This window comes from Mycobacterium sp. D16Q16 (assembly GCF_002013745.1).
Classification (GTDB): Bacteria; Actinomycetota; Actinomycetes; order Mycobacteriales; family Mycobacteriaceae; genus Mycobacterium.
Genome location: NZ_MAEY01000001.1, coordinates 532,617 through 553,975, shown reverse-complemented (window position 1 = coordinate 553,975; position 21,359 = coordinate 532,617). Strand labels below are relative to the sequence as shown.

The 21,359-nt window shown below is 65.5% G+C and carries 20 protein-coding genes; 8 read left to right on the top strand and 12 right to left on the bottom strand.

Going from position 1 to position 21,359, the window contains the following annotated elements; all coding sequences use genetic code 11:
* Window positions 1–13: 13 nt before the first annotated feature.
* A complete protein-coding gene (locus tag B4394_RS02655) occupies window positions 14–409 on the bottom strand; it encodes a nuclear transport factor 2 family protein (protein WP_078314048.1) in 396 nt (131 codons plus the stop codon).
* A 40-nt stretch (window positions 410–449) separates the two neighbouring features.
* A complete protein-coding gene (gene coaA, locus B4394_RS02650; protein WP_078309803.1) occupies window positions 450–1,382 on the bottom strand; it encodes a type I pantothenate kinase in 933 nt (310 codons plus the stop codon).
* 118 nt (window positions 1,383–1,500) lie between these two features.
* Here coaA and B4394_RS02645 point away from each other — a divergent pair, with 118 nt between their 5' ends.
* The 6 genes from B4394_RS02645 to B4394_RS02620 all read left to right on the top strand — a co-directional run bounded on the left by B4394_RS02645 (window position 1,501) and on the right by B4394_RS02620 (window position 10,050).
* Window positions 1,501–2,709, top strand: a complete 1,209-nt coding sequence (locus B4394_RS02645) for a DUF885 domain-containing protein (protein ID WP_078314046.1) — start codon at window positions 1,501–1,503, stop codon at window positions 2,707–2,709.
* Between the two features lie 21 nt (window positions 2,710–2,730).
* Window positions 2,731–4,188, top strand: a complete 1,458-nt coding sequence (locus tag B4394_RS02640) for a glycine hydroxymethyltransferase (RefSeq protein WP_078314043.1) — start codon at window positions 2,731–2,733, stop codon at window positions 4,186–4,188.
* Window positions 4,189–4,315: 127 nt separating this feature from the next.
* The gene (locus B4394_RS02635; RefSeq protein WP_078309797.1) at window positions 4,316–5,122 is read left to right on the top strand and encodes an acyl-ACP desaturase; all 807 of its coding nucleotides are present in this window, start codon (window positions 4,316–4,318) and stop codon (window positions 5,120–5,122) included.
* A gap of 365 nt (window positions 5,123–5,487) precedes the next feature.
* Window positions 5,488–6,801 (top strand): RNA 5'-3' helicase PhoH2, encoded by a 1,314-nt coding sequence (gene phoH2, locus B4394_RS02630; protein ID WP_078309795.1) that lies wholly within the window; start codon window positions 5,488–5,490, stop codon window positions 6,799–6,801.
* 22 nt (window positions 6,802–6,823) lie between these two features.
* The gene (locus B4394_RS02625) at window positions 6,824–7,690 is read left to right on the top strand and encodes a polysaccharide deacetylase family protein (RefSeq protein ID WP_139359875.1); all 867 of its coding nucleotides are present in this window, start codon (window positions 6,824–6,826) and stop codon (window positions 7,688–7,690) included.
* A 2-nt stretch (window positions 7,691–7,692) separates the two neighbouring features.
* Window positions 7,693–10,050, top strand: a complete 2,358-nt coding sequence (locus B4394_RS02620) for a penicillin acylase family protein (protein ID WP_078314039.1) — start codon at window positions 7,693–7,695, stop codon at window positions 10,048–10,050.
* Here the strand turns inward: B4394_RS02620 and B4394_RS02615 are convergent.
* From B4394_RS02615 to glpX, 3 genes are read right to left on the bottom strand one after another with little or no spacing between them, the layout of a single operon-like run.
* Window positions 10,047–10,391, bottom strand: a complete 345-nt coding sequence (locus tag B4394_RS02615) for a hypothetical protein (RefSeq protein WP_286141873.1) — start codon at window positions 10,389–10,391, stop codon at window positions 10,047–10,049. The two genes, B4394_RS02620 and B4394_RS02615, sit on opposite strands and share 4 nt — an antisense overlap.
* 53 nt (window positions 10,392–10,444) lie before the next feature.
* Complete coding sequence (locus tag B4394_RS02610; RefSeq protein WP_078314036.1) at window positions 10,445–11,839, bottom strand: class II fumarate hydratase; 1,395 nt, start codon at window positions 11,837–11,839, stop codon at window positions 10,445–10,447.
* A 30-nt stretch (window positions 11,840–11,869) separates the two neighbouring features.
* The gene (gene glpX, locus B4394_RS02605; protein ID WP_078309785.1) at window positions 11,870–12,898 is read right to left on the bottom strand and encodes a class II fructose-bisphosphatase; all 1,029 of its coding nucleotides are present in this window, start codon (window positions 12,896–12,898) and stop codon (window positions 11,870–11,872) included.
* Window positions 12,899–12,992: 94 nt separating this feature from the next.
* On the opposite strand from glpX, the gene B4394_RS02600 reads away from it, so the two are divergent.
* A complete protein-coding gene (locus B4394_RS02600; RefSeq protein WP_078309962.1) occupies window positions 12,993–13,565 on the top strand; it encodes a DUF4245 domain-containing protein in 573 nt (190 codons plus the stop codon).
* 4 nt (window positions 13,566–13,569) lie between these two features.
* On the opposite strand, the gene B4394_RS02595 is transcribed toward B4394_RS02600, so the two are convergent.
* The 4 genes from B4394_RS02595 to B4394_RS02580 are packed head-to-tail and all read right to left on the bottom strand — an operon-like array spanning window position 13,570 to window position 16,802.
* Entirely contained in the window at window positions 13,570–14,652 is a 1,083-nt protein-coding gene (locus tag B4394_RS02595; RefSeq protein ID WP_078309783.1) for a D-TA family PLP-dependent enzyme, read from the bottom strand.
* Window positions 14,653–14,681: 29 nt separating this feature from the next.
* Complete coding sequence (locus B4394_RS02590) at window positions 14,682–14,876, bottom strand: exodeoxyribonuclease VII small subunit (protein WP_078292881.1); 195 nt, start codon at window positions 14,874–14,876, stop codon at window positions 14,682–14,684.
* Window positions 14,873–16,105, bottom strand: a complete 1,233-nt coding sequence (xseA, locus tag B4394_RS02585; protein WP_078314035.1) for an exodeoxyribonuclease VII large subunit — start codon at window positions 16,103–16,105, stop codon at window positions 14,873–14,875. Before xseA ends, B4394_RS02590 begins: the two co-directional genes overlap by 4 nt.
* A complete protein-coding gene (locus B4394_RS02580) occupies window positions 16,098–16,802 on the bottom strand; it encodes a lipid droplet-associated protein (protein WP_078314033.1) in 705 nt (234 codons plus the stop codon). Before B4394_RS02580 ends, xseA begins: the two co-directional genes overlap by 8 nt.
* A 60-nt stretch (window positions 16,803–16,862) precedes the next feature.
* Between B4394_RS02580 and B4394_RS02575 the strand changes: the two genes are divergently transcribed.
* On the top strand, window positions 16,863–17,861 hold the full coding sequence (locus B4394_RS02575; RefSeq protein WP_078292878.1) for a 4-hydroxy-3-methylbut-2-enyl diphosphate reductase: 999 nt from the start codon (window positions 16,863–16,865) through the stop codon (window positions 17,859–17,861).
* Here B4394_RS02575 and B4394_RS02570 read toward each other — a convergent pair whose 3' ends face one another.
* The 3 genes from B4394_RS02570 to B4394_RS02560 form a co-directional block, all read right to left on the bottom strand.
* Window positions 17,862–18,788, bottom strand: coding sequence for a DUF6542 domain-containing protein (locus B4394_RS02570; RefSeq protein ID WP_217697760.1), 927 nt, complete (start codon window positions 18,786–18,788; stop codon window positions 17,862–17,864). It lies immediately after the preceding gene.
* Window positions 18,789–18,850: 62 nt separating this feature from the next.
* A complete protein-coding gene (locus tag B4394_RS02565; RefSeq protein WP_078314030.1) occupies window positions 18,851–19,030 on the bottom strand; it encodes a YbdD/YjiX family protein in 180 nt (59 codons plus the stop codon).
* Window positions 19,027–21,291 carry a carbon starvation CstA family protein gene (locus tag B4394_RS02560; protein WP_078314028.1) on the bottom strand — a complete coding sequence of 755 codons (2,265 nt, stop codon included), beginning with the start codon at window positions 21,289–21,291 and terminating at the stop codon, window positions 19,027–19,029. The genes B4394_RS02565 and B4394_RS02560 overlap by 4 nt, the downstream gene beginning before the upstream one ends.
* Between the last annotated feature and the right edge of the window lie 68 nt (window positions 21,292–21,359).

The window sequence follows — 21,359 nt, the reverse complement described above, 5'->3', positions numbered from 1 at the left end:
GACGCACCGTAAATCAGGACGCAGCTTCTAGAGCCGCGCGCATCTTCTCGTGGATCGCGGTGATGGCCTGCAACGGGCGGATCATGACCTTGAACTCGGTGATCTTGCCGGCGTCGTCGCAGGTGATGATGTCGACCCCGTTGACGTACTTGCCGTCGATGGACGACTCGAACTCCAGGGCCGCGGTGTTGCCATCGAGGACTTCCTTGACGTAGTGGAAGTCGCCGTCGGGTCCGGCGAGTGTCGCGAACGCGGCCAGCAAGTACATGGCGGTGATCGCCTTGCCGCGCTGGGGGGTGAACACCACGGGGGAGTAGAAGACGACATCCTCGGCCAGCAGGTCGTTGAGTGCTTCCGGGGTCGCGCCGGAAATGATGCCGTGCCAGGTTTCAACCACGCCGTTGATCATGAGGCGAATATACCTTTCGGTCTACTTCGCGCAAGGCCGTCTACAGCTTGCGCAGGCGCAACCGGTTGATCGAGTGGTCGGCATCCTTGCGCAGTACCAGCGTCGCGCGTGGGCGGGTCGGCAGGATGTTCTCGAGCAGGTTGGGCAGGTTGATTGAATGCCAAATCTCCTGTGCGGCAAGGGTTGCTTGCTTATCGGACAGCTTGGCGTAGTGATGGAAATGCGAGGAAGGATTTGCGAACGACGTGGAGCGCATCGCCAGGAATCGGGAGATGTACCACTGTTCGATGTCCTCGATGCGTGCGTCCACATAGATCGAGAAATCGAACAGGTCCGAGACCATCAGCGTCGGGCCCGTTTGCAGTACGTTGAGGCCCTCAAGAATGAGGATATCGGGTTGCTGCACAACGTGTTTCTCGTTCTTGATGATGTCGTACAGCAAGTGCGAGTAGACCGGGGCGGTGACCTCATGCGCCCCCGATTTGACCTCGGTAACGAATCGCAGCAGTCCGCGCCTGTTGTAACTCTCGGGAAATCCTTTGCGGTGCATGATGTTCCGTCGAGACAGCTCGGCATTGGGGTAGAGAAATCCGTCGGTGGTCACCAGGTCCACCCGGGGATGGTGGTCCCAGCGCGCGAGCAGTGCCTGCAGCACGCGGGCCGTTGTCGACTTGCCGACCGCGACGCTGCCCGCCACTCCAATGACGAAGGGGACCAGACGGTCCGGGTGTTGATCCCCGAGGAAGGTGGCGGTGGCGGCGAACAAGCGCTGCCGGGCGGCCACCTGGAGATGGATGAGACGAGCGAGCGGCAGATAGACCTCCGCGACCTCGGTCAGGTCGATCTGTTCGCCCAGACCACGCAGGCCGATGAGCTCTTCCTCGGTGAGGACCAGCGGCGTGGATTTACGCAGCGCGCGCCACTGTTTCCGGTCGAACTCCACATAGGGGCTCGGCTCGCTCAGCCGCGGCATCGACGCGCCGCTCGCAAGAAGGAAGAGTGCGTGGATGGGCCGCTTGCGCGAAGACCAACACTCATAGTGGCAAGTCTTGCAGGAACCCTTCGTGAACGCGGCACTAGGGTTGTGTGACATGGGCGATAACGGCGCATCGAAGAATGGTGTCGTAACCGAATACCTGCTGCTCGGGCTGCGATTTGACCGCATCGAAAGTGGATACGTCGACTCGTTCACCGGTGATCCCTCGCTGCGGCAGCGTGTCGAGAATGAGCCCACTCCCAATCCGGCCGACCTCGCACGGCAGGCGAGTGCGCTGCGCGGAGAGCTGGCCGCCAGCGACCTGGACGGGGCGCGTAAGGCGTTCATCGACACCCACCTGAAGGCACTGGCCTGCGCCGGGCGCAAGTTCGCGGGCGAGGACATCGGGTTTGTCGACGAGGTGCATGACTACTTCGATGTGCGCATCGAGAAGGGCGACGAGGAGCGCTATGAGCAAGCGCATGAGGCCCTCGATTCTGTTCTGCCGGAGGGCGGTTCGCTGCTGGAACGGAAAACCGCCTATGACCGGTCTCAGGAGATCGACCCGAACCGCCTGCAGGAATGTGTGGACGCTTTCTCCAGCGCACTGCGTGACCGGGTGCGTGCGGAGTTTCCGCTGCCCGACACCGAGACGGTGACCTACGAGGTCGTCAGCGACAAACCCTGGTCGGGGTTCAACTACTACGAGGGCAACTACCGCTCGACGGTCGCCGTCAATTCCGATCTCAAGCAGTATCTGAACAACGTGCCCGCTCTGATCGCCCACGAGTCCTACCCCGGGCACCACACCGAGCACTGCCGCAAGGAAGCCGGCCTGGTGCACCTCGGAGACCAGCAGGAACAAACCATCTTCCTGGTCAACACGCCACAGTGCCTGATGGCCGAGGGGCTCGCCGACCTCGCCCTGTACGCCGCCGTCGGCGAGGACTGGGGGCTGTGGGCCCAAGAGATCTACGCCGACCTCGGGCTGCGCTTCGACGGCGAACAGGCTCAGGCCATGGGGCGGGCGCGCGCAGGGCTGATCAACGTGCGCCAAGACGCGGCGCTCATGCTCCATGACGAGCACCGCGACGTCGAAGACGTGATCGCATTCCTGAAACGCTGGCTGTTGGTCCCCGATGAGCGTGCCCGGCACATGCTCAAATTCCTGTCCTCGCCGCTGTGGCGGGCATACATCTCGACCTACGTCGAGGGCTATCAATTGTTGAAGGGGTGGCTGGATCGTCGTCCGCCCGAACAGTCCCTCACGACCCGCTTCGGGCGGCTGCTGGACGAGCCCCTGGTGGCGTCCACCTTGGTGTAGGCGCCTACTAGGCTGAGGGTCATGACGACTTCAGCTTCCAGCGACATTGCGCAGGGCGCGCAGTACGCCGAGACCGCCAGCGCCGCGTACCGTTCGGCCCTGGAGGTCATCGAGACCATCGAACCGCGGATCGCCGACGCGACCCGAAAAGAGCTTGCCGACCAACGCGATTCGCTCAAGCTGATCGCCAGCGAGAACTACGCCTCGCCCGCGGTGTTGCTCACCATGGGCACCTGGCTCTCCGACAAGTACGCCGAGGGCACCATCGGCCATCGCTTCTACGCCGGCTGCCAGAACATCGACACCGTCGAGGCGCTGGCCGCCGAGCATGCCCGCGAGCTGTTCGGTGCGCCCTACGCGTACGCCCAGCCGCACTCGGGAATCGACGCCAATCTCGTTGCCTACTGGGCAATCCTGGCCACTCGGGTCGAGGCGCCGGCGCTCGCCGAGAAGGGTGTGCGCAACGTCAACGACCTGTCCGAGACCGATTGGGAGGAGCTGCGCCATCAGTACGGCAACCAGCGCCTGATGGGTATGTCACTGGACACCGGCGGCCACCTCACCCACGGCTTCCGCCCGAACATCTCGGGCAAGATGTTCCACCAGCGCAGCTACGGCACCGACCCGGAAACCGGGTTGCTGGACTACGACGCGCTGGCTGCGGCCGCACGCGAGTTCAAGCCGCTGGTGCTGGTGGGTGGCTACTCCGCGTACCCGCGCCGGGTGAACTTCGCCAAGATGCGCGAGATCGCCGACGAGGTGGGCGCCACCCTGTTCGTGGATATGGCGCACTTCGCCGGCCTGGTCGCAGGCAAGGTGTTCACCGGTGACGAGGATCCGGTGCCGCACGCCCACATCACCACGACCACCACCCACAAGTCGCTGCGCGGCCCGCGTGGTGGCCTGGTGCTGGCCACCGCCGAGTACTCCGATGCCGTCGACAAGGGCTGCCCCATGGTGCTGGGCGGACCGCTGTCGCACGTGATGGCCGCCAAGGCCGTCGCCCTGGCCGAGGCGCGCCAGCCCTCCTTCCAGGCGTACGCGCAGCGCGTCGCCGATAACGCCAAGTCGCTCGCCGAGGGCTTCCTGAAGCGGGGCGCCCGCCTGGTCACCGGCGGCACCGACAACCACCTGGTGCTGCTCGACGTGCAGTCCTTCGGGCTCACCGGGCGGCAGGCCGAGTCGGCTCTGCTCGACGCGGGCGTCGTCACCAACCGCAACGCCATCCCGGCCGACCCCAACGGCGCCTGGTACACCAGCGGTATCCGGTTCGGTACCCCGGCGCTCACCAGCCGCGGATTTAACGGTGACGAGTTCGACAAGGTTGCCGAGCTCGTCGTCGACGTGCTGTCCAACACCGAGGCTGACGGCACCTCGAAGGCGAAGTACACGCTTGCCGACGGTGTCGCCGACCGCGTGAGGGCCGCTTCGGCCGAATTGCTGGCCGCGAACCCCCTCTATCCGGGCCTCACTCTCTAGGGTCTTTAGTCACCACGGCTAGACGTAAAAGCCCCCGGCACGCTGGTGTTTCGGGGGCTTTTGCGTCTGCCCGCTAAGGGTCGCGTGGCGATTTCACATTTCCTACGCGTCCGGTTACTGTTACCGCATGGCACAGAAACCTGTACCCAATGCGTTGACTCTTGAGCTGACGGATGTCGTCGCCGAGAACATCGATCGCCACCGCGACACGGCGGAGCTTTGGTACTCCCATGAGCACGTCCCGTATGACGAGGGTGAGAACTTCGCCTTCCTGGGTGGACGCGACTGGGAACCCTCTGACGTCAAGCTGCCCAAGGCTGTCGTCGACGCCCTCCAGATCCTGCTGATCACCAAGGACAACCTGGCGGGTTATCACCGCGAGATGGTCGAGCATTTCTCGCTGGAGATCATCCCGTGGGCGGATTTCATCGGTCGCTGGACCGCCGAAGAGAACCTGCACGCCATCACCCTGCGCGAGTACCTCGTGGTGACCCGTAATGCCGATCCCAGCGGCGATGAGGACACCCGGCTGGCTCACGTCATGAAGGGCTACCGGGCCGACTCGTACAGCCAAATCGAGACGCTGGTGTTCAACGCGTTCTTCGAGCAGATGCACGCGGTGTTCGTACGGAACCTCGCCGCGCTGACCGACGATGACGTGCTCAAGGGCCTGCTCGCGAACATCGAGAAGGACGAGCGCCGTCACGAGCAGATTTACAGCAACATCGTGCTCGAATGCCTGCGTCTGCACCCCGAGGACACCATCGCGGCCATCAAGGCCCGCGCCGCGGAACTGCAGGTCATCGGCGCCGACATCGACGGTTACGAGGACAAGGTCGCCTCCGTGGCCGAGGCCGGAATCATCGACGAGGTCACCGTGCAGGACGTGGTTCGCGAACTCACCGACAAGTGGGGCGTGACCGAGCGGCTCTGATTACTAGGCCAGCTGTCCGTCGAGCGCATACCGCGCGCGCAGAATCCGGGGGATTCATGTGCACCTGGTATGCGCTCGACGCATTCAGGGCTCCGCCGCACGCCTGTAACCGGCGTTAACCCGGTGTTAGTCAACACGCTCGATTCGGTGCGCGGCATCTACGCGTAGGTGCGAGTAGCGTCAAAAGCGATGGCTAGCGACATGCTTTGCTATCCGGGAGGTACTGATCGTGGCGAAAACGACAGGACCGGCCCCGGTCCTGATGTGGACGGTCTCATGAGGCGTCCACACACGGTACCGACCGCGTCCACGACAGATCGCGTGTGGTGCCGCACGGATGTCAGGAGCGCTCGGTGACTGCTTCAATGAACCCTGGGACAATCCGTACCTATGTGCTCGACACCTCGGTGTTGTTGTCTGACCCTTGGGCCACAAACCGATTCGCCGAACATGAGGTAGTGATCCCGCTGGTGGTGATCAGTGAGCTGGAAGGCAAACGTCACCATCACGAGCTGGGTTGGTTCGCCCGTACCGCGTTGCGGATGCTCGACGATCTGAGGCTGGAGCATGGCCGTCTCGATCAGTCAATTCCTGTTGGGACACAGGGTGGTTCGCTTCATGTCGAGCTGAATCACACCGATCCCTCGGTGCTGCCTGTGGGCTTCCGCACCGACTCCAACGACTCCCGGATTCTGGCGTGCGCGCTCAACCTCGCCGCCGAGGGCAAGCTGGTTACGTTGGTGAGCAAGGACATTCCGCTGCGTGTCAAGGCCGGTGCGGTGGGCTTGGCTGCCGACGAGTACCGGGCTCAGGACGTGGTGAACTCGGGCTGGACGGGCATGACCGAGCTGGACACCGCTCCTGACGTCATCGACTCGCTCTTCGAAGCCGGTGAGGTCGATCTGGAGGCGGCGCGAGATCTACCGTGCCACACCGGAATCCGGCTGCTGGGCGGCACCTCGAGCGCACTTGGCCGAGTCAACGCGGAGAAGCGGGTACAGCTGGTACGCGGTGATCGTGAAGTCTTCGGGCTGCGCGGGCGCTCCGCGGAACAGCGTGTGGCACTGGACATCCTGCTTGACGAGTCGGTGGGCATCGTTTCTCTCGGCGGCAAGGCGGGTACCGGTAAGTCGGCCCTGGCACTGTGCGCCGGACTCGAAGCGGTACTCGAGCGGCGTAGCCACCGCAAGGTTGTGGTGTTCCGTCCGCTGTACGCAGTCGGCGGCCAGGAGCTGGGCTATCTGCCGGGCAGCGAGAGCGAGAAGATGGGCCCGTGGGCGCAGGCCGTCTTCGACACTCTCGAAGGACTGGCGTCACCTGCGGTCATCGAAGAGGTGCTCTCCCGCGGCATGCTCGAGGTGCTCCCACTTACGCACATCCGTGGACGGTCCCTGCATGACTCCTTTGTGATCGTCGACGAGGCGCAATCCCTGGAGCGCAATGTGCTCCTGACGGTGCTGTCGCGGCTGGGCAGCGGCTCGCGAGTGGTGCTCACTCACGACGTCGCACAGCGTGACAACCTGCGTGTCGGTCGTCACGACGGTGTGGCCGCGGTGATCGAGAAGCTCAAGGGCCATCCGCTGTTCGCGCACGTCACGCTGGTGCGTAGCGAGCGTTCACCCATCGCCGCGCTGGTCACAGAGATGCTGGAGGAGTTCGGGCCCGGGCTCTCCTCCTGAACTGACGGTTACGCTGTGGGGCGTGCTATCCAAGCGTGATGTCTTTCGGTGGACGATGGTCGCGGCCGCTGTCGGAAGTTTGATCGCGGCCGCGATCGTCGTCACCGACAAGCAGCGCGCCCTGGACGAGCCGGTGGACTGTCAACGCGAGAAGTGCGTGGCGCTGACATTTGATGACGGGCCGAGCCCATTCACCGACCGGCTGCTGGAGATCCTGCGAGCCAATGGCGCGCACTCGACCTTCTTCGAAATCGGCAACAAGGTCCAGCGCGATCCGGCGGGCGCCAAGCGGGTCGTGGACGCCGGCATGGAGCTGGGCAGCCATACCTGGGAACACCCCAACATGACGACGATCCCGCCGGAGGCAATCGCGGGCCAGCTGAGTAAGGCCAGCGACGCCATCGAAGCGGCCACGGGTCAGCGCCCCAAGCTGTTCCGCACCGCAGGTGGTCTGATCAACGATCAGGTGCTGGCCGAAGCCAAGAAGCAGGGCCTGGCCGATATCAACTGGGATGTCATCCCGTTCGATTGGGCCAACGATTCGAACACCGATGCCAGCCGGGCCATCCTGATGTCACAGATCAAGCCGGGATCCGTGGTGCTTTTCCACGATACTTATTCGAGCACAGTGGATCTCGTCGAGCAGTTCCTCCCGGTGCTCAGGGCCAACGGCTACCACGCGGTGACCGTCACGAAGTTACTCGGCCCGCGTGAACCCGGCAGCAGTTACGGAAGCCGGGACAACGGTCCACCTGTGAACCTCCTGAAAGACATTCCGGCGTCCGAGATTCCGCGGCTGCCGAACACGCCGTCCCCGCTGCCCGCGACAAATATCCCCATCACCGACCTGCCCAACCAGGGTGCGGGTGGGCCGGCCGTCGGGCAATAGGGGTGCGCCTCGTCGCTTTGGCGTTGATCACGGCACTGCTTGTCGGACCTGCCAGCGTCGTGCTTCCCGCCCCGCAGCGCTATTCGGCGACGATCAGCCGAGACGAACGGGGTGTCCCACATGTCAGCGCCGATGATTGGGGCTCACTGGGTTACGGCACCGGCTACGCATTCGGTGAGGATCGTGCCTGCACCCTGATCGACCAGATTGTGAAGGTGCGCGGTGAGCGCAGTAAGTGGCTCGGGCCGGGCGCCAACAATCGGAACGTCGATATGGACTTCGGCTACCGCCACCTGAAACTGTGGGAGAACGCGCCCAAGCGCTGGGCCAACCAGCCGGCCAGGGTGCGCGAACTGGTCGACGGTTACGTCGCGGGGTTCAACGAGTCATTGTCGATCAACGGCGTGAACGGTGGCTGGTGCGATGGCGCCGGGTGGGTAGCGCCGATCACCGCGCAGGACCTGTACGCGCATTTCTCCGATGTCGTGATGACGGTGTCCAGCGTCTCCATGATCACCGAAATCGGCAGGGCACAACCGCCTTCAGGTGCATCCGCACCCCGCCCTGGCGCATTGCCCGCTCCGCCGCGGATGGGTAGCAACGGATGGGCCCTGGGCTCGGATCGTTCCAGCACCGGCGGCGGGCTGTTGTTGGCCAACCCGCACTACCCCTGGACGGGTGAGAACCGTCTCTGGGAGGCGCACCAGAGCATTCCCGGACAGCTCAACGTCTACGGTGTCGGATTGTCCGGAATGCCTTTGGTGCAGCTCGGATTCACCGATGCGGTGGCCTGGACGGCCACCGTGGCGGCCGGGCGCCGCTTCGCGCTGTACCGCTACGACCTGGATCCGTCGGACCCCACCGCCTACTACATCGATGGCCGGCGCCAGGTGATGACGCCCGACCCCATCACCATTGACGTGGCCGGTGAGCACGGCATCGCGCCGATGAGCCGCACCCTCTACTCCACCAACCACGGGCCGGTGGCCGATGTGGACACCGTGGGCTGGACACGGGCCCAGGCAGTCGCGATGGCCGATGCCAACGCCGACACCAACACCACGTTGTCGCAATACCTGGGCATGGCCACCGCAGGTTCTATGGACGAGTTCCAGGATGTGTTCCGGGCTAATCGCGGTGTGCCATGGATGAATACCGTCTCGACGAGCGCTGACGGGCGCGCCTGGATCGTCGATAGCTCGGCGACTCCCAACCTGTCCCAGGAAGCCCTTGCCGCATGGGCGACCGACCGCGAGAAGCCGGGGCTGATCAGGGACGCGTATCGCTCCGCTGGAATGGTGGTGCTCGACGGATCCCGGTCGCTCTTCGACTGGGCCGACGATGAGAATGCCGCCGCTCCCGGGCTCATCGGATATGGCCACATGCCGCAGCTGGAGCGGCGCGACTACGTCTTCAACGCCAATGACAGTATGTGGCTTGCGAATCCGGATCAACTGCTCACCGGCTATCAGCCCCAGCAGGGTGGCGAGGGGTGGATGCTGTCACCCCGGACCAAGACCAACGCGCGGCTGCTCGCCGGCAACAGTGGCAAGTGGTCCGTCGACGACGTGGGTGCCGCGTTGTTCAGCGATCGCGCGATCCTTGCCGATCAACTGCGCGTACCGCTGGTGCGGGCGTGCATGGCGGCCAAGGTGGTCGATGGCGTCGACCTGGGGCCCGCCTGCTCCGCGCTGGCCGGCTGGGACGGCAGGTTCACCAAGACCGCGCGCGGTGCCGTCGTGTTCCGGGAATGGCTCTCCCGGTTCACTGCGGCGGAGCGCAAAGACCGGGGCAGGTTGTTCGCGGACGGATTCGATCCAGCCAAGCCCGTTGATTCGCCCTCGGTTCCGGCGGCCGATGTCACGCCCTGGCTCACGGAACTGGCTGCCGCCGTGCGCCTTCTGCAGCGCGCCGGTATCCCCGTCGATGCGCCATTGGGGGATCTGCAACGCGAAGTGCATACCGGCCGTCTGTTGCCGATCGGCGGTGGAACGGATATCGAAGGTGCCGCCAATATCGTGGATTGCTGCTCCTGGGGCACCAGCTCTGAACCGCAACCCAATCCCGGGGACCGACTGGAACCGGGTACGGAGTTGCGTGCCATCCCGAGTCCCTCGGGGGTGTTCAACGGCTATCCCATCCAAGAGGGGGACAGCTTCATCATGGCATTGCAGTACGGCCCCGATGGGCCGGACGCGAAAGGCCTTCTGGTCTACGGAAACCCGGACGATTCGAAGAACCCTGCGTACTACGCGGGGGCCCAGGCCTTCAGCGCCGAGCAGCTGCGCCCGTTGGCCTTCACCGCCGGTGACGTCGCCACGGAGGCGGTGTCCACGGTGACCATATCGCGGCCGCGTTAGTCCTTTTCGGAGTCGGATTCCTCGGAGGCCGCGAACCACAGCGCCAGCGCCAACAGTGCTGCCGTCACCAACAGGCCGACACCTTCGAACAATCCCAAGGCCTGGCCCTGGTGATGGTTGGTGTCCACCAGGTGGCTCACGGTGTGCAGTACCCAATGCCCGGTGGCGATGGCCAGCGCCGGTACCCGCCACGACGGCCATCTCACCGAGACCAGCAGGGCCAGCCCCAACGGGATTGCGAACGAACCAAAGTCGAACAGGTAGTGATCGTTTCGCACACCGAACGCGCCGAGTGTGTCGAAGAACGACTGCGGAGCCACGATCGCCCACGCCCCCGTCACCGCCTGGTAGATACCGGCGATGACGAGGGTCAGTCGGACGAACCGGGCCTTAATTAATCTTTCACCTTTGCCATGGCGAGCACGTCCAGGCGCTTGTCCAGCTCCTCGATGCTCAGCTTGTCGCCGATCAGGCCACGGTCGATGACGGTCTGGCGAATCGTCTTGCGCTGCTTGAGTGCTTCCTTGGCCACGGCCGCCGCTTCCTCGTAGCCGATGGCCGAGTTCAGCGGGGTGACGATCGACGGTGAGGACTCCGCCAGCGTCCGCAGGTGATCCTCGTTGGCGATCAGGCCGTCGACGCACTTGTCGACGAAGAGGCGAGACACGTTGGCCAGCAGCGTGAACGACTCCAGCAGGTTGCGGGCCATCACCGGGATGTACACGTTGAGCTCGAAGGCGCCGGACAGGCCGCCCACGGTGATGGCGGCGTCGTTACCGATCACCTGTGCGGCCACCTGGGTGACCGCCTCGGGCAGCACCGGGTTCACCTTGCCGGGCATGATCGAGCTGCCGGGCTGCAGATCGGGCAGCTGGATCTCGCCGAGACCGGTCAGCGGGCCCGAACCCATCCAGCGAATGTCGTTGGCGATCTTGGTCAGCGAGGCCGCGATGGTCTTCAGTGCGCCGGAAGCCTCGACCAGTCCGTCACGCGCGGCCTGCGCCTCGAACGAATCCGTGGCCGTCTTCAGCTCCGAGAGGCCAGTCGACTTCTTCAGTACCTCAACAACTTTCGAACCGAAGCCGTCGGGGGCGTTCAGGCCCGTGCCGACGGCGGTGCCACCGATGGGCAGCTCACCCAGGCGGGGCAGGGTGGCCTTGACCCGTTCGACGCCGGCCTCGATCTGGCGGGCGTAACCGCCGAACTCCTGGCCGAGGGTCACCGGCACCGCATCCATGAGGTGGGTGCGGCCGGACTTCACCACGGTCTTCCAGGCCTTGGCCTTGGTGGCCAGCGCCTGCTGCAGGTACTCCAGCGCCGGAACCAAGTCGCGTGCAGCGGCTTCGGTCGCGGCCAGGTGGGTGGCCGTCGGGAAGGTGTCGTTGGAGGACTGCGACATGTTCACATCGTCGTTCGGGTGCACCGTGACGCCATTGTTGGCGGCGATCGAGGCGATCACCTCGTTGGCGTTCATGTTCGAGCTGGTGCCCGAACCGGTCTGGAATACGTCGATGGGGAACTGGTCGTCATGCTTGCCGTCGGCGATTTCCTGTGCCGCAGCGATAATCGCGTCGGCCTTCTCCGGCGCGAGCAGGCCCAGGTCCTTGTTGACCTGGGCGCAGGCGCCCTTCAGCAGGCCGAGCGCACGGATCTGTGTGCGCTCCAGGCCACGCCCCGAGATGGGGAAGTTTTCGACGGCGCGCTGTGTCTGCGCGCGCCACAGTGCTTCCACGGGCACGCGAACCTCGCCCATGGTGTCGTGCTCGATGCGGTACTGCTGCTCGGACATGGATACCTTCCGTCGTCGATGAGGGAGTGATCAGGGGAGAGGATGGGTGGCGTCGTCGTCGCCGGTGAAGTCGACCGCGGAGTATTCGCGGAGCTTGGTGAGGCGGTGGTAGGCCTCGATCATCCGGACGGTGCCGGACTTGGAACGCATCACGATGGACTGTGTGGTGCAGCCGCCGCCGAAGTATCGGACGCCCTGCAGCAGATCGCCGTCGGTGACGCCGGTCGCGCAGAAGAAGACGTTCTCGCCGGAGACCAGGTCTTCGGTGGTGAGGATCTGATCCAGGTCGTAGCCGGCATCGATGGCCTTCTGGCGTTCCTCGTCGTCGCGCGGGGCGAGCTTGCCGTGGATGGCGCCACCCATGCAGCGCATGGCGGCGGCGGCGATGATGCCCTCGGGGGTGCCGCCGATGCCGAGCAACATGTCGGTGCCAGAGTTCGGGCGGGCCGTCGAGATGGCACCGGCCACGTCGCCATCGGAAATCAGGCGGATGCGGGCGCCGGTCTCGCGGACGTTCTGGATGAGCTCGCCGTGGCGGGGCCGGTCCAGGATGCACACGGTGATGTCGGAGACCGAACAGTTGCGCACCTTGGCGACGCGCTTGATGTTTTCCGAAACCGGCGCGGTGATGTCGATGACATCCGCGGCGTCGGGGCCGACGGCGATCTTCTCCATGTAGAAGACGGCCGACGGATCGAACATGGTGCCGCGTTCGGAGACCGCGAGTACCGAGATCGCGTTCGGCATGCCCTTGCTCATCAGGGTGGTGCCGTCCACCGGATCTACCGCGAAATCACAGTCCGGTCCGTCGCCATTGCCGACGTCTTCGCCGTTGTAGAGCATCGGGGCGTTGTCCTTCTCGCCCTCGCCGATGACGACCACACCGCGCATGGAAACGGAGTTGACCAGCTCACGCATGGCGTCGACGGCGGCGCCGTCGCCCTTTTCCTTTTCACCGCGGCCGACCCATCGACCCGCGGCCATGGCACCCGCCTCGGTGACTCTGACCAGCTCTAATGCCAGGTTGCGGTCCGGGGCTTCTCTGCGCGACGGGCTCATGAGTTGTGATTCTTTCATGCGCGCCTGCAAGGATGGGGGCGTGGGAGGTGCACCAGATCCGGACCAAGATTCGGGACCCGACGATCGCATCGCCGTGCCTGCACCCCGGCCCGCCAAGCCGCGGCTGTTCCAGGATGGCCGCGACATGTTCTGGTCGATGGCTCCGCTGGTGGTCGCATGCATCGTGCTGGCCGGCTTGTTGGGAATGTGCTCCTTCACTCCCAACGGTCCGACAGCCGGTGACCCGCCCTCCTATGACGCGCACGCCGCGCTGCAGGCCGATGCCCGGCAGTTCTCGTTCCCGGTTCGGGAGCCGTTGCTGCCCGAGGGCTGGCGGGCGAATTCCGGGGGGCGAGACAGTGTCGAGGGAGTTCCGCTGACCAGGGTGGGATACCTGAGTCCGTCGGGTGCGTACATGGCGGTGGTGCAAAGCGGCGCCGCCGAGGAGAAGCTCGTGCCGAAGCTGGACAGTGCACTCGTGCCGCGCGGACCCGAGGATGTGGACGGTGTGCGTTGGATCGCGTACGAGGGCGGTGAAGGTACCGAACCGCTGTGGGTCACCCGGCTGGACAACAAGGTGACCGTCGCCGTCACCGGGGCCGGTAACACCGAGGCCTTCCAGACCGTCGCGCGTGCGGTACAGACGGCCAAGCCGCTGTCGCGCTGATCGGCTAGGTGTTGGTGCCGCGTGCGGCCACTGCCCAGTGCCGCGGGCCGTCCGCCGTATCAATGACCAGCGAGTCGACCAGGTTCACCGCGTTGCATAGATGATTCGGCGCAATCCGCAGGCGGGTGCCGGGAGATGGTGCGGCGCTGGGGAACTCAATGGTCGCGTGGTGCTCGGACAGTGCCACGATGCGGGCATCAGGATCGTCGATCAGGCGTCCGAAACCAGTGGCCCAACCCGGCCGGTCGGCGCCCAGGATCTTGCTGCCCGCATCCACGATCGCGGTCCTGCCCCGGGTGTGCACCACGGTGGTGACGGCGCTGAGCGCGATGTCACCGAGCGTGCAGACGTCTAACTCGAACTGCTGTGCGTCGTTGAACGGGTAGACGCCGGGCCTCACCTCGGTCAGCACTGTGTTATCGGCGGAGTCGACGGTGGGGGTGGAGCCGCCGCTGCGCACCGAAGGTTCGATTCCCTCTGCGCGCAGGCTGCCGGCGGCCGCGTCCAGTGCATGTGATTCCTGCGCGGCGACTTCCGCACGTTGTCCCGGGGTGTAGCCGTGTCCCGGAAATGTGAAGACACCCACGACGTTCAGCCCGGCCGAGCGCGCCGCTGCCGCCACCGCACCGGCTTCGGCCGGGGCTACCCCGGTGCGGTGATGTCCGGAATCGATCTCTACGACAACGGTGATGGGCAGGTCGCCCAGGTGCTCGGCCAACTGCCGGGCACCCACAACGGAATCCACCGCCACCCGGAGCTGCGCGCGGGTGGCGACCTGGCGCAGCCGATGTGCCTTCTGCGGGGTGAGCCACAGCGGGTAGGCGATGAACAGGTCGGTGAATCCCGCCTCGGCGAAGACCTCGGCCTCGCCGATCGTGGCGACGGTCAGGCCAATCGCTCCACTGTCGATCTGGCGCTGCGCGATTTCCACGCATTTGTGGCTTTTGGCATGTGGCCGCAGCTGGACCCCAGTGTCGCGGAGGCGTCCGGCGAGCCGTTCGATATTGCGGTCCATCACTGCCAAATCGACAGCCAGGAAAGGAGTGTCGAGACTGTCCAGTCCGTCGTGTGCCGTCGTGTCAGACATGCCGTGACACTAACGGAGGCCGGTGCAGGTCAGGAATCCAACGCGTCTTCGATGCGCTTACGGGCGCCTGCCAGGTGCTCCTCGCAGCGTTTGGCCAGTGCCTCACCGCGCTCCCAGAGGGCCAGCGACGTGTCTAGATCCAGCCCGCCCTGTTCGAGCTGCTGCACGACGTCGATCAGCTCGGCGCGCGCCTGCTCGTAGCCGAGCTCGGCGGGGTTGGTCATGACGGTTCTCCTGTCACGGTCGCGGTCACGGCACCATCGGAAACGCGCACACGCAGCGATGCCCCGGCGGGCGCGTCGGCCACCGTGCGCAGAACCTCCACGGTGCCATCGTCGCGTACGCGTTGCACCACCGAATACCCGCGGGCCAGAGTGGCGGCCGGTCCCAGCGTGGCCAGCTGTGCAGACAGGTGGCCTACCCGTTGGGTTTCGGATTCCACCAGCCGCTTCATGTCGCGGCGCAATGCTGTTCGGGCAATGCTGATTTCGTCGTGGCGCGCCGTCACCATGCGGAGCGGGTCGGCCAGCACCGGCCGGCTGCGCACCTGGTCCAATCCGCGCTGCTCGCGCTGTACCCAGTTGCGTAACGCTTGGGCCGAACGTCGCCGCAGGTCCAGGATCAGCGCCTGCTCGGCGGCCGCATCGGGCACCAGCTTTTTGGCCGCATCGGTGGGTGTTGCCGCGCGCAGGTCTGCCACCAGATCGGACAACGGGTTGTCTGGCTCATGCCCCACGGCGCTCACCACTGGGGTGCGGCAAGCCGAAATCGCGCGGCACAGCGTCTCATCGGAGAACGGCAGCAGATCCTCCACGCTGCCACCGCCGCGGGCCAGCACGATCACATCCACCGAGGGGTCGGCGTCCAGGGCTTGCAGCGCCGCCACGATTTCGGCCACCGCGTGGGGGCCCTGTACCGGGGTGTTGCGGACCTCGAATTGCACTGCGGGCCAACGTGCCAAGGCCACGGAGGTCACATCGTGCTCGGCGGCGCTCGCGCGGCCCGTGATTAGTCCGATGCGGGCAGGCAGAAACGGAACCGGGCGCTTCAACCGGGCATCGAACAATCCCTCGGCGGCCAGCAGCTGACGCAGCCGCTCGATCCGGGCCAGCAGCTCACCGATGCCTACAGCACGAATCTCGCTGAGCCGCAACGAGAAAGATCCACGAACCGTGTAGAAAGTGGGCTTACCGCACACCACCACTTGGGTGCCTTCGGTCAGCCTTACCGGCGCGTTGCGCACCATGTCGGGTGGGCATGTCACGGTCAGCGACATGTCGGCGGCCGGGTCGCGCAGCACCATGAACACGGTCTTGCTGCCGGGCCGGACGTCGATCTGCGTCAGCTGACCTTCCACCCACACCTGGCCCAGGCGGTCGATCCACTTGGCTACCCGGGTGGCGACAGCCCGGACCGGCCAGGGGTTTTCGGGGCTGGTACCCGGATCAGCCACGGGCTGCGGCGCGGGTGATCCTGTTCGCGAGCAGGGTCTGATACGGCGCCCGTGCCTTGTGCGCGTCTTCGTAGGTCAGCAGCTCTTCGAGCTCGCTCACCGACAACGACTGCAACCGCGCCCGCAGCTGAGCCAGCGTCAGGTCGTGGTAGCCCAGCTCGACGACGACGTCGGGGGCGTTCGGATCCGCGGGTTCGGCGGGCGCCGCCGGTGCCGCCTTTTTGGCTGGGGCCTTCTTCGCGGCGGCCTTCTTCACGGGCGTCTTGCGCGGTGCGGCCTCAGTGACCTCCGGCTCGGTCTCGGCCGGCGGCGCCGCCGCGGGTTCGGCAGCCGTCGGCGCCGTGGGCTCCGAGGAGTACAGCGCAAACCGCCCCTGCGTCATCCGCTCGGCAGCGTCCTCGTAGACGGCGTTGGCCTGCGTCTCGTCGGGTTCGGGTGCGTCGAGCTCGTCCAGATCCTCGTCGAACGTTGCCCACTCCGGCTGCTCGTCGGTGGGCGGGAAGATGTTTTCCCAGGTCTCGTCGCCCTTGATGGCCAATTCCGTGACCGTCTGCTGGAACCGCATGAAGTTCTGCACGGTCTGGCTGGCGGCCGTCATGGGATAGGTCAGTACCGCCTGCGGCAGCTTGCGGGTCTCTTCGAGAACGGTAGCGGCGACCCCAAGAAGCAACCGGACGCCGAACGGAGGACGAATCATGGGTCCAAGCTTGCCTTACATCGGTCGTGCAGCGAAAGGCTGGGCCGTAAGCTGGTGAGCATGGCTGCAGTCGATATGGGCACTCCGGGGATGGTGAGCGCCGTCGTCGGCCCGGCGACGAGCAAGCGAGTGCTGCTGGCTGAGCCGCGCGGTTACTGCGCGGGTGTCGATCGTGCGGTCGAGACCGTGGAGCGTGCGCTGGAGAAACACGGCGCCCCCGTCTACGTCCGTCACGAGATCGTGCACAACCGCTACGTGGTGGACACGCTGGCCAAGGCCGGGGCGATCTTCGTCGACGAGACCGACCAGGTCCCCGAGGGAGCCATCGTGGTGTTCTCCGCTCACGGGGTGGCTCCGACCGTCCACGTGGACGCCGCGGCGCGCAACCTGAAGACCATCGACGCCACCTGCCCGCTGGTCACCAAGGTGCATCAGGAGGCCAAGCGTTTCGCGCGCGACGACTACGACATTCTGCTCATCGGTCACGAGGGGCATGAGGAGGTCGTCGGCACCGCCGGTGAGGCTCCCGATCACGTGCAGTTGGTCGACGGTCCCGGCTCGGTGGACAAGGTCACCGTGCGTGACGAGAACAAGGTCATTTGGCTGTCCCAGACGACGCTGAGCGTGGACGAGACCATGGAGACGGTCCAGCGCCTGCGCGAGCGATTCCCGACGCTGCAGGACCCGCCGAGCGACGATATCTGCTACGCCACCCAGAACCGCCAGGTCGCGGTGAAGGCGATGGCTCCCGAATGTGAGCTCGTGATCGTTGTCGGTTCGCGCAACTCGTCGAACTCGGTGCGCCTGGTGGAGGTTGCCCTCGGCGCGGGTTCGCACGCCTCGTACCTGGTTGATTACGCCGAAGACATCGACCCGGCCTGGCTTCAGGATGTGACGACGGTCGGGGTCACCTCGGGTGCTTCAGTACCGGAAGTACTGGTGCGCGGCGTTCTGGATCGGCTCGCGGAGTACGGCTACGGCGAGGTGCAGCCGGTCACCACGGCCAATGAAACGCTGGTGTTCTCGCTGCCGCGAGAGCTGCGGGCGGCACGTCGCTAGCTAGCGGTCGTAGTCCCAGGCGTCGTCGTATCGGTCCTGACGACGCCGTGGCGCTGCCGGGCGTTCGTCTCGGTACCTGACCGCCGGGCGGTGCGGTTCGCGTGTGGGTTCCGCCAGAGGCTCCCGGTAGCGGGGCCGCGGTTCGTATCCGTACTCGTCATATTCGTCGCGGGCCCGACGCGCGGGACGACGTTCGGTCCGCATCGGGCGCTCGTCCTCCCACGGTGTGCCCACCGCCGACGTCCGCCGTGAGACGGGCTCGGAATCGAGTGGGGGACGGCGACGGACTCCAGATTCATGCCGTCCGTGGCGTGTGCGTGTGGCGGCCTCGTCAGTGCGGGGGCGGCGGGTCCGCGCGGTACTTCCCGCGGCCCTACCGGTTGCGTCGGCGTCGGCATCCACCAGCGCCTGCACCCGCGTCCGCGCGGAAGATCTCGCCTTGGTGGTCTTCGTCCTGGCGGGCTTGGCCGCCTTTTCGTTGGCGGGCCTGCCGGTGAAAATCCCCCAGTACCAGCGCACCACCCCGATGATCAGCACGCCCAGCGCCGTGCTGATCATCAGTGGAAAACGTTCGATCAGCGGGTACCCGATGGTGATCGCCGTCGACTTTCCGCCGGATAGTGGCGCCTGCGACATGACCATGTAGGCCAGGGGAATGCTCGCGAACAGGATGAGCGGGGGCTGCACGACGGCGGTGAAAATCGATGAGTACCGCACCGCGAAAACCGCCACGACACATCCCGCCGCGTAGCATCCGGCAAACGCGCCGGTCAGCTTCTCGCCATTGGTCATCGCGTCAATCGCAAAACCAAGAGCGGTACCAGCGACCGCGATCAGGATGGCGCCCCACCATGGCACACCCGGAATATCGGGGTGCGCCGACCGGTGATCGGCTTCCACCGATGAGCGGGCGCGTTGACCTGTCACATGTTGAAAGGTACCGGTGCCGAGCCGGATGTTCGGTAACGGTGCCCGTCAGCGCGCTTGTGTCAGCAGCATCGCGCAGCGGGATTCGCGTCGGCGTCGGCGTATCGCGCGCGCCAGAATTCGGCTTCGGTGGGCACCGGATGGCCTGGATGGCGGCGCTGCAGGTGCTCGACGTACCGCTGGTAGTCGTGGTCACCCATGAGTGAGGTGAACCACCACACCAGCCCCTTGATCACCTTCATGTCCGGGTCGCGGCCAGTTCACGCGCTGCCCATTGTTTTTCGACTTCCTTTTCCACATCGGTGGGCAGGACGCCGCTGGGTGCGAAGAGTCTGGAAGGCACTGCCGGATCTTCGGTCGTGGGCAGACCTCCGGACCGAAGCGCGCGTAGACATGTCCAGGCGCCGGCCGAAACGACTACCAGCACCAACGAAGCGAAGACAACCGACAACGTCCCCTGGATCAACGTGTTGCGAATCACGGCGTCGATGGCTTCGGGCGTCTTGGCGGTCTTGAACGTCGTCAAACCCGCGTCGCGGGCCGCCGCGTAGAGCCGGTGCTGTGTGAAGTACCCCACGGCCGGGTCCGAGGAGAAGATCTTCTGCCAGGACGCGGTCATGGTGACGATCAGGTCCCAGGCCAGCGGGATGCCCGGAATCCACGCCCATGCGTAGAGCCGCTGTTTGACGGTGACCGTGAGCACCACCGTCAGCGCGATCGCGGCCAGCAGCTGGTTGGCGATGCCGAACAGCGGGAACAGGGTGTTGATACCGCCCAGAGGGTCCGTGACACCCATCAGCAGGATCGAACCCCAGCCACCGACGACGATCGCCGAGCAGATCCACGCCCCGGCACGCCAGGAGGCGTCCTTGAAGCGGCGCAGCGGCCCACCCAGGTTCCCCAGGGAGTCGGACAACATGAACCGGGCGACCCGGGTACCGGCGTCGACGGTGGTGAGGATGAACAGTGCCTCGAACATGATCGCGAAGTGGTACCAGAACGCCTTGAAACCGCTGCCGCCGAATACATCCGACATGACGTGTGAGATTCCGATGGCCAGGGTGGGGGCACCGCCCGTGCGCGAGACGATCGATGTCTCGCCGATGTCCTTGGCGGTTTGGGTCAGCTGCGCGCCGGTGATGTCCGGCCCGCCGATCGGCAGCGCGTTGACGTAGGCCGCCGCAGTCTCCGCGGTACCGCCGGTTGCCGCGGTAGGGGCATTGATCGCAAAGTACAAGTGCTGATTGAGGATCGCCGCGGTGACCAATGCCATGACGGCGACGAAGGACTCCGTGAGCATGCCGCCGTATCCGATGAAGCGGGCCTGGCTCTCCTTCTGCAGCAGCTTGGGAGTGGTACCGGAGGCGATCAGCGAGTGAAAGCCCGACAGCGCCCCGCAGGCGATGGTGATGAACAGGAAGGGGAACAGCGATCCGGCGAAGGCCGGTCCCGAACTGTTGAAGGCGAACTGGCTGACCGCCGGTAGTTGCGCCACCGGCCGGGCGATCAGGATGCCGACGGCCAGCATCGCGATGGTCCCGACCTTCATGAAGGTTGACAGGTAGTCGCGGGGAGCGAGGAGCAGCCACACCGGCAGCACCGAGGCGGCGAATCCGTAGAACATCATCAACCAGGCGATGGTGGTCTTGTCGAGGCTGAACAGTGTTTCGCCCCAGCCCGATTCGGCGACCCAGCGGCCCGAGATGATGGCGGCGAGCAGGAGCGCCACGCCGATGACGGTGACCTCGGTGACCTTGCCGGGTCGCAGATAGCGCAGGTACACACCCATGAACAGTGCGATGGGAATCGTCATCGCGATCGAGAACACACCCCACGGGCTTTCGCCGAGGGCGTTGACCACGACCAGGCCCAGCACCGCGATCAGGATGATCATGATGACGAAAATCGCCACCATCGCCGCCACTCCGCCGACGGTTCCCATCTCGTCGCGGGCCATCTGGCCCAGACTGCGACCGCCGCGCCGGGTCGAGATCACCAGCACCAGGTAGTCCTGAACAGCCCCGGCCAGAACGACGCCGACCACGATCCAGATGATTCCGGGCAGATACCCCATCTGGGCGGCCAGCACCGGACCCACCAAGGGGCCGGCCCCGGCGATGGCGGCGAAGTGGTGACCGAACAGCACCCGCCGGTCGGTGGGGACGAAGTCCTTACCGTTGTCGAGTGCCTCCGCGGGGGTGGCGCGGTCATCGCGCGGTCTGACCAGTTTGCGTTCAATCAGCTTGGCGTAGAACCGGTAGGCGATCAGGTACGTGCAGATCGCGGCGACCACGAACCACACCGCGTTGACGTGCTCCCCACGCAACAGCGCGATCATCGTCCAGGCGAAGGCTCCCAGCAGTGCCACCAGTACCAGCACCACACGCGATGTGGGCGAGGGCGCCCGGTTGTCGACGACGCCGACGGGCGGGAGGTCGGGGTCGGTGCGCAGCAGCTCGACGCCGGGTGGGGGAGTCAGATCTTGCGCCGCATCAGTGGCCATGCGCGTTACCTTAGGTGCCCGCTGTGGCGCCCTGTCGTACATCGAGTGTCTGCTCAAGTTCAGGGATA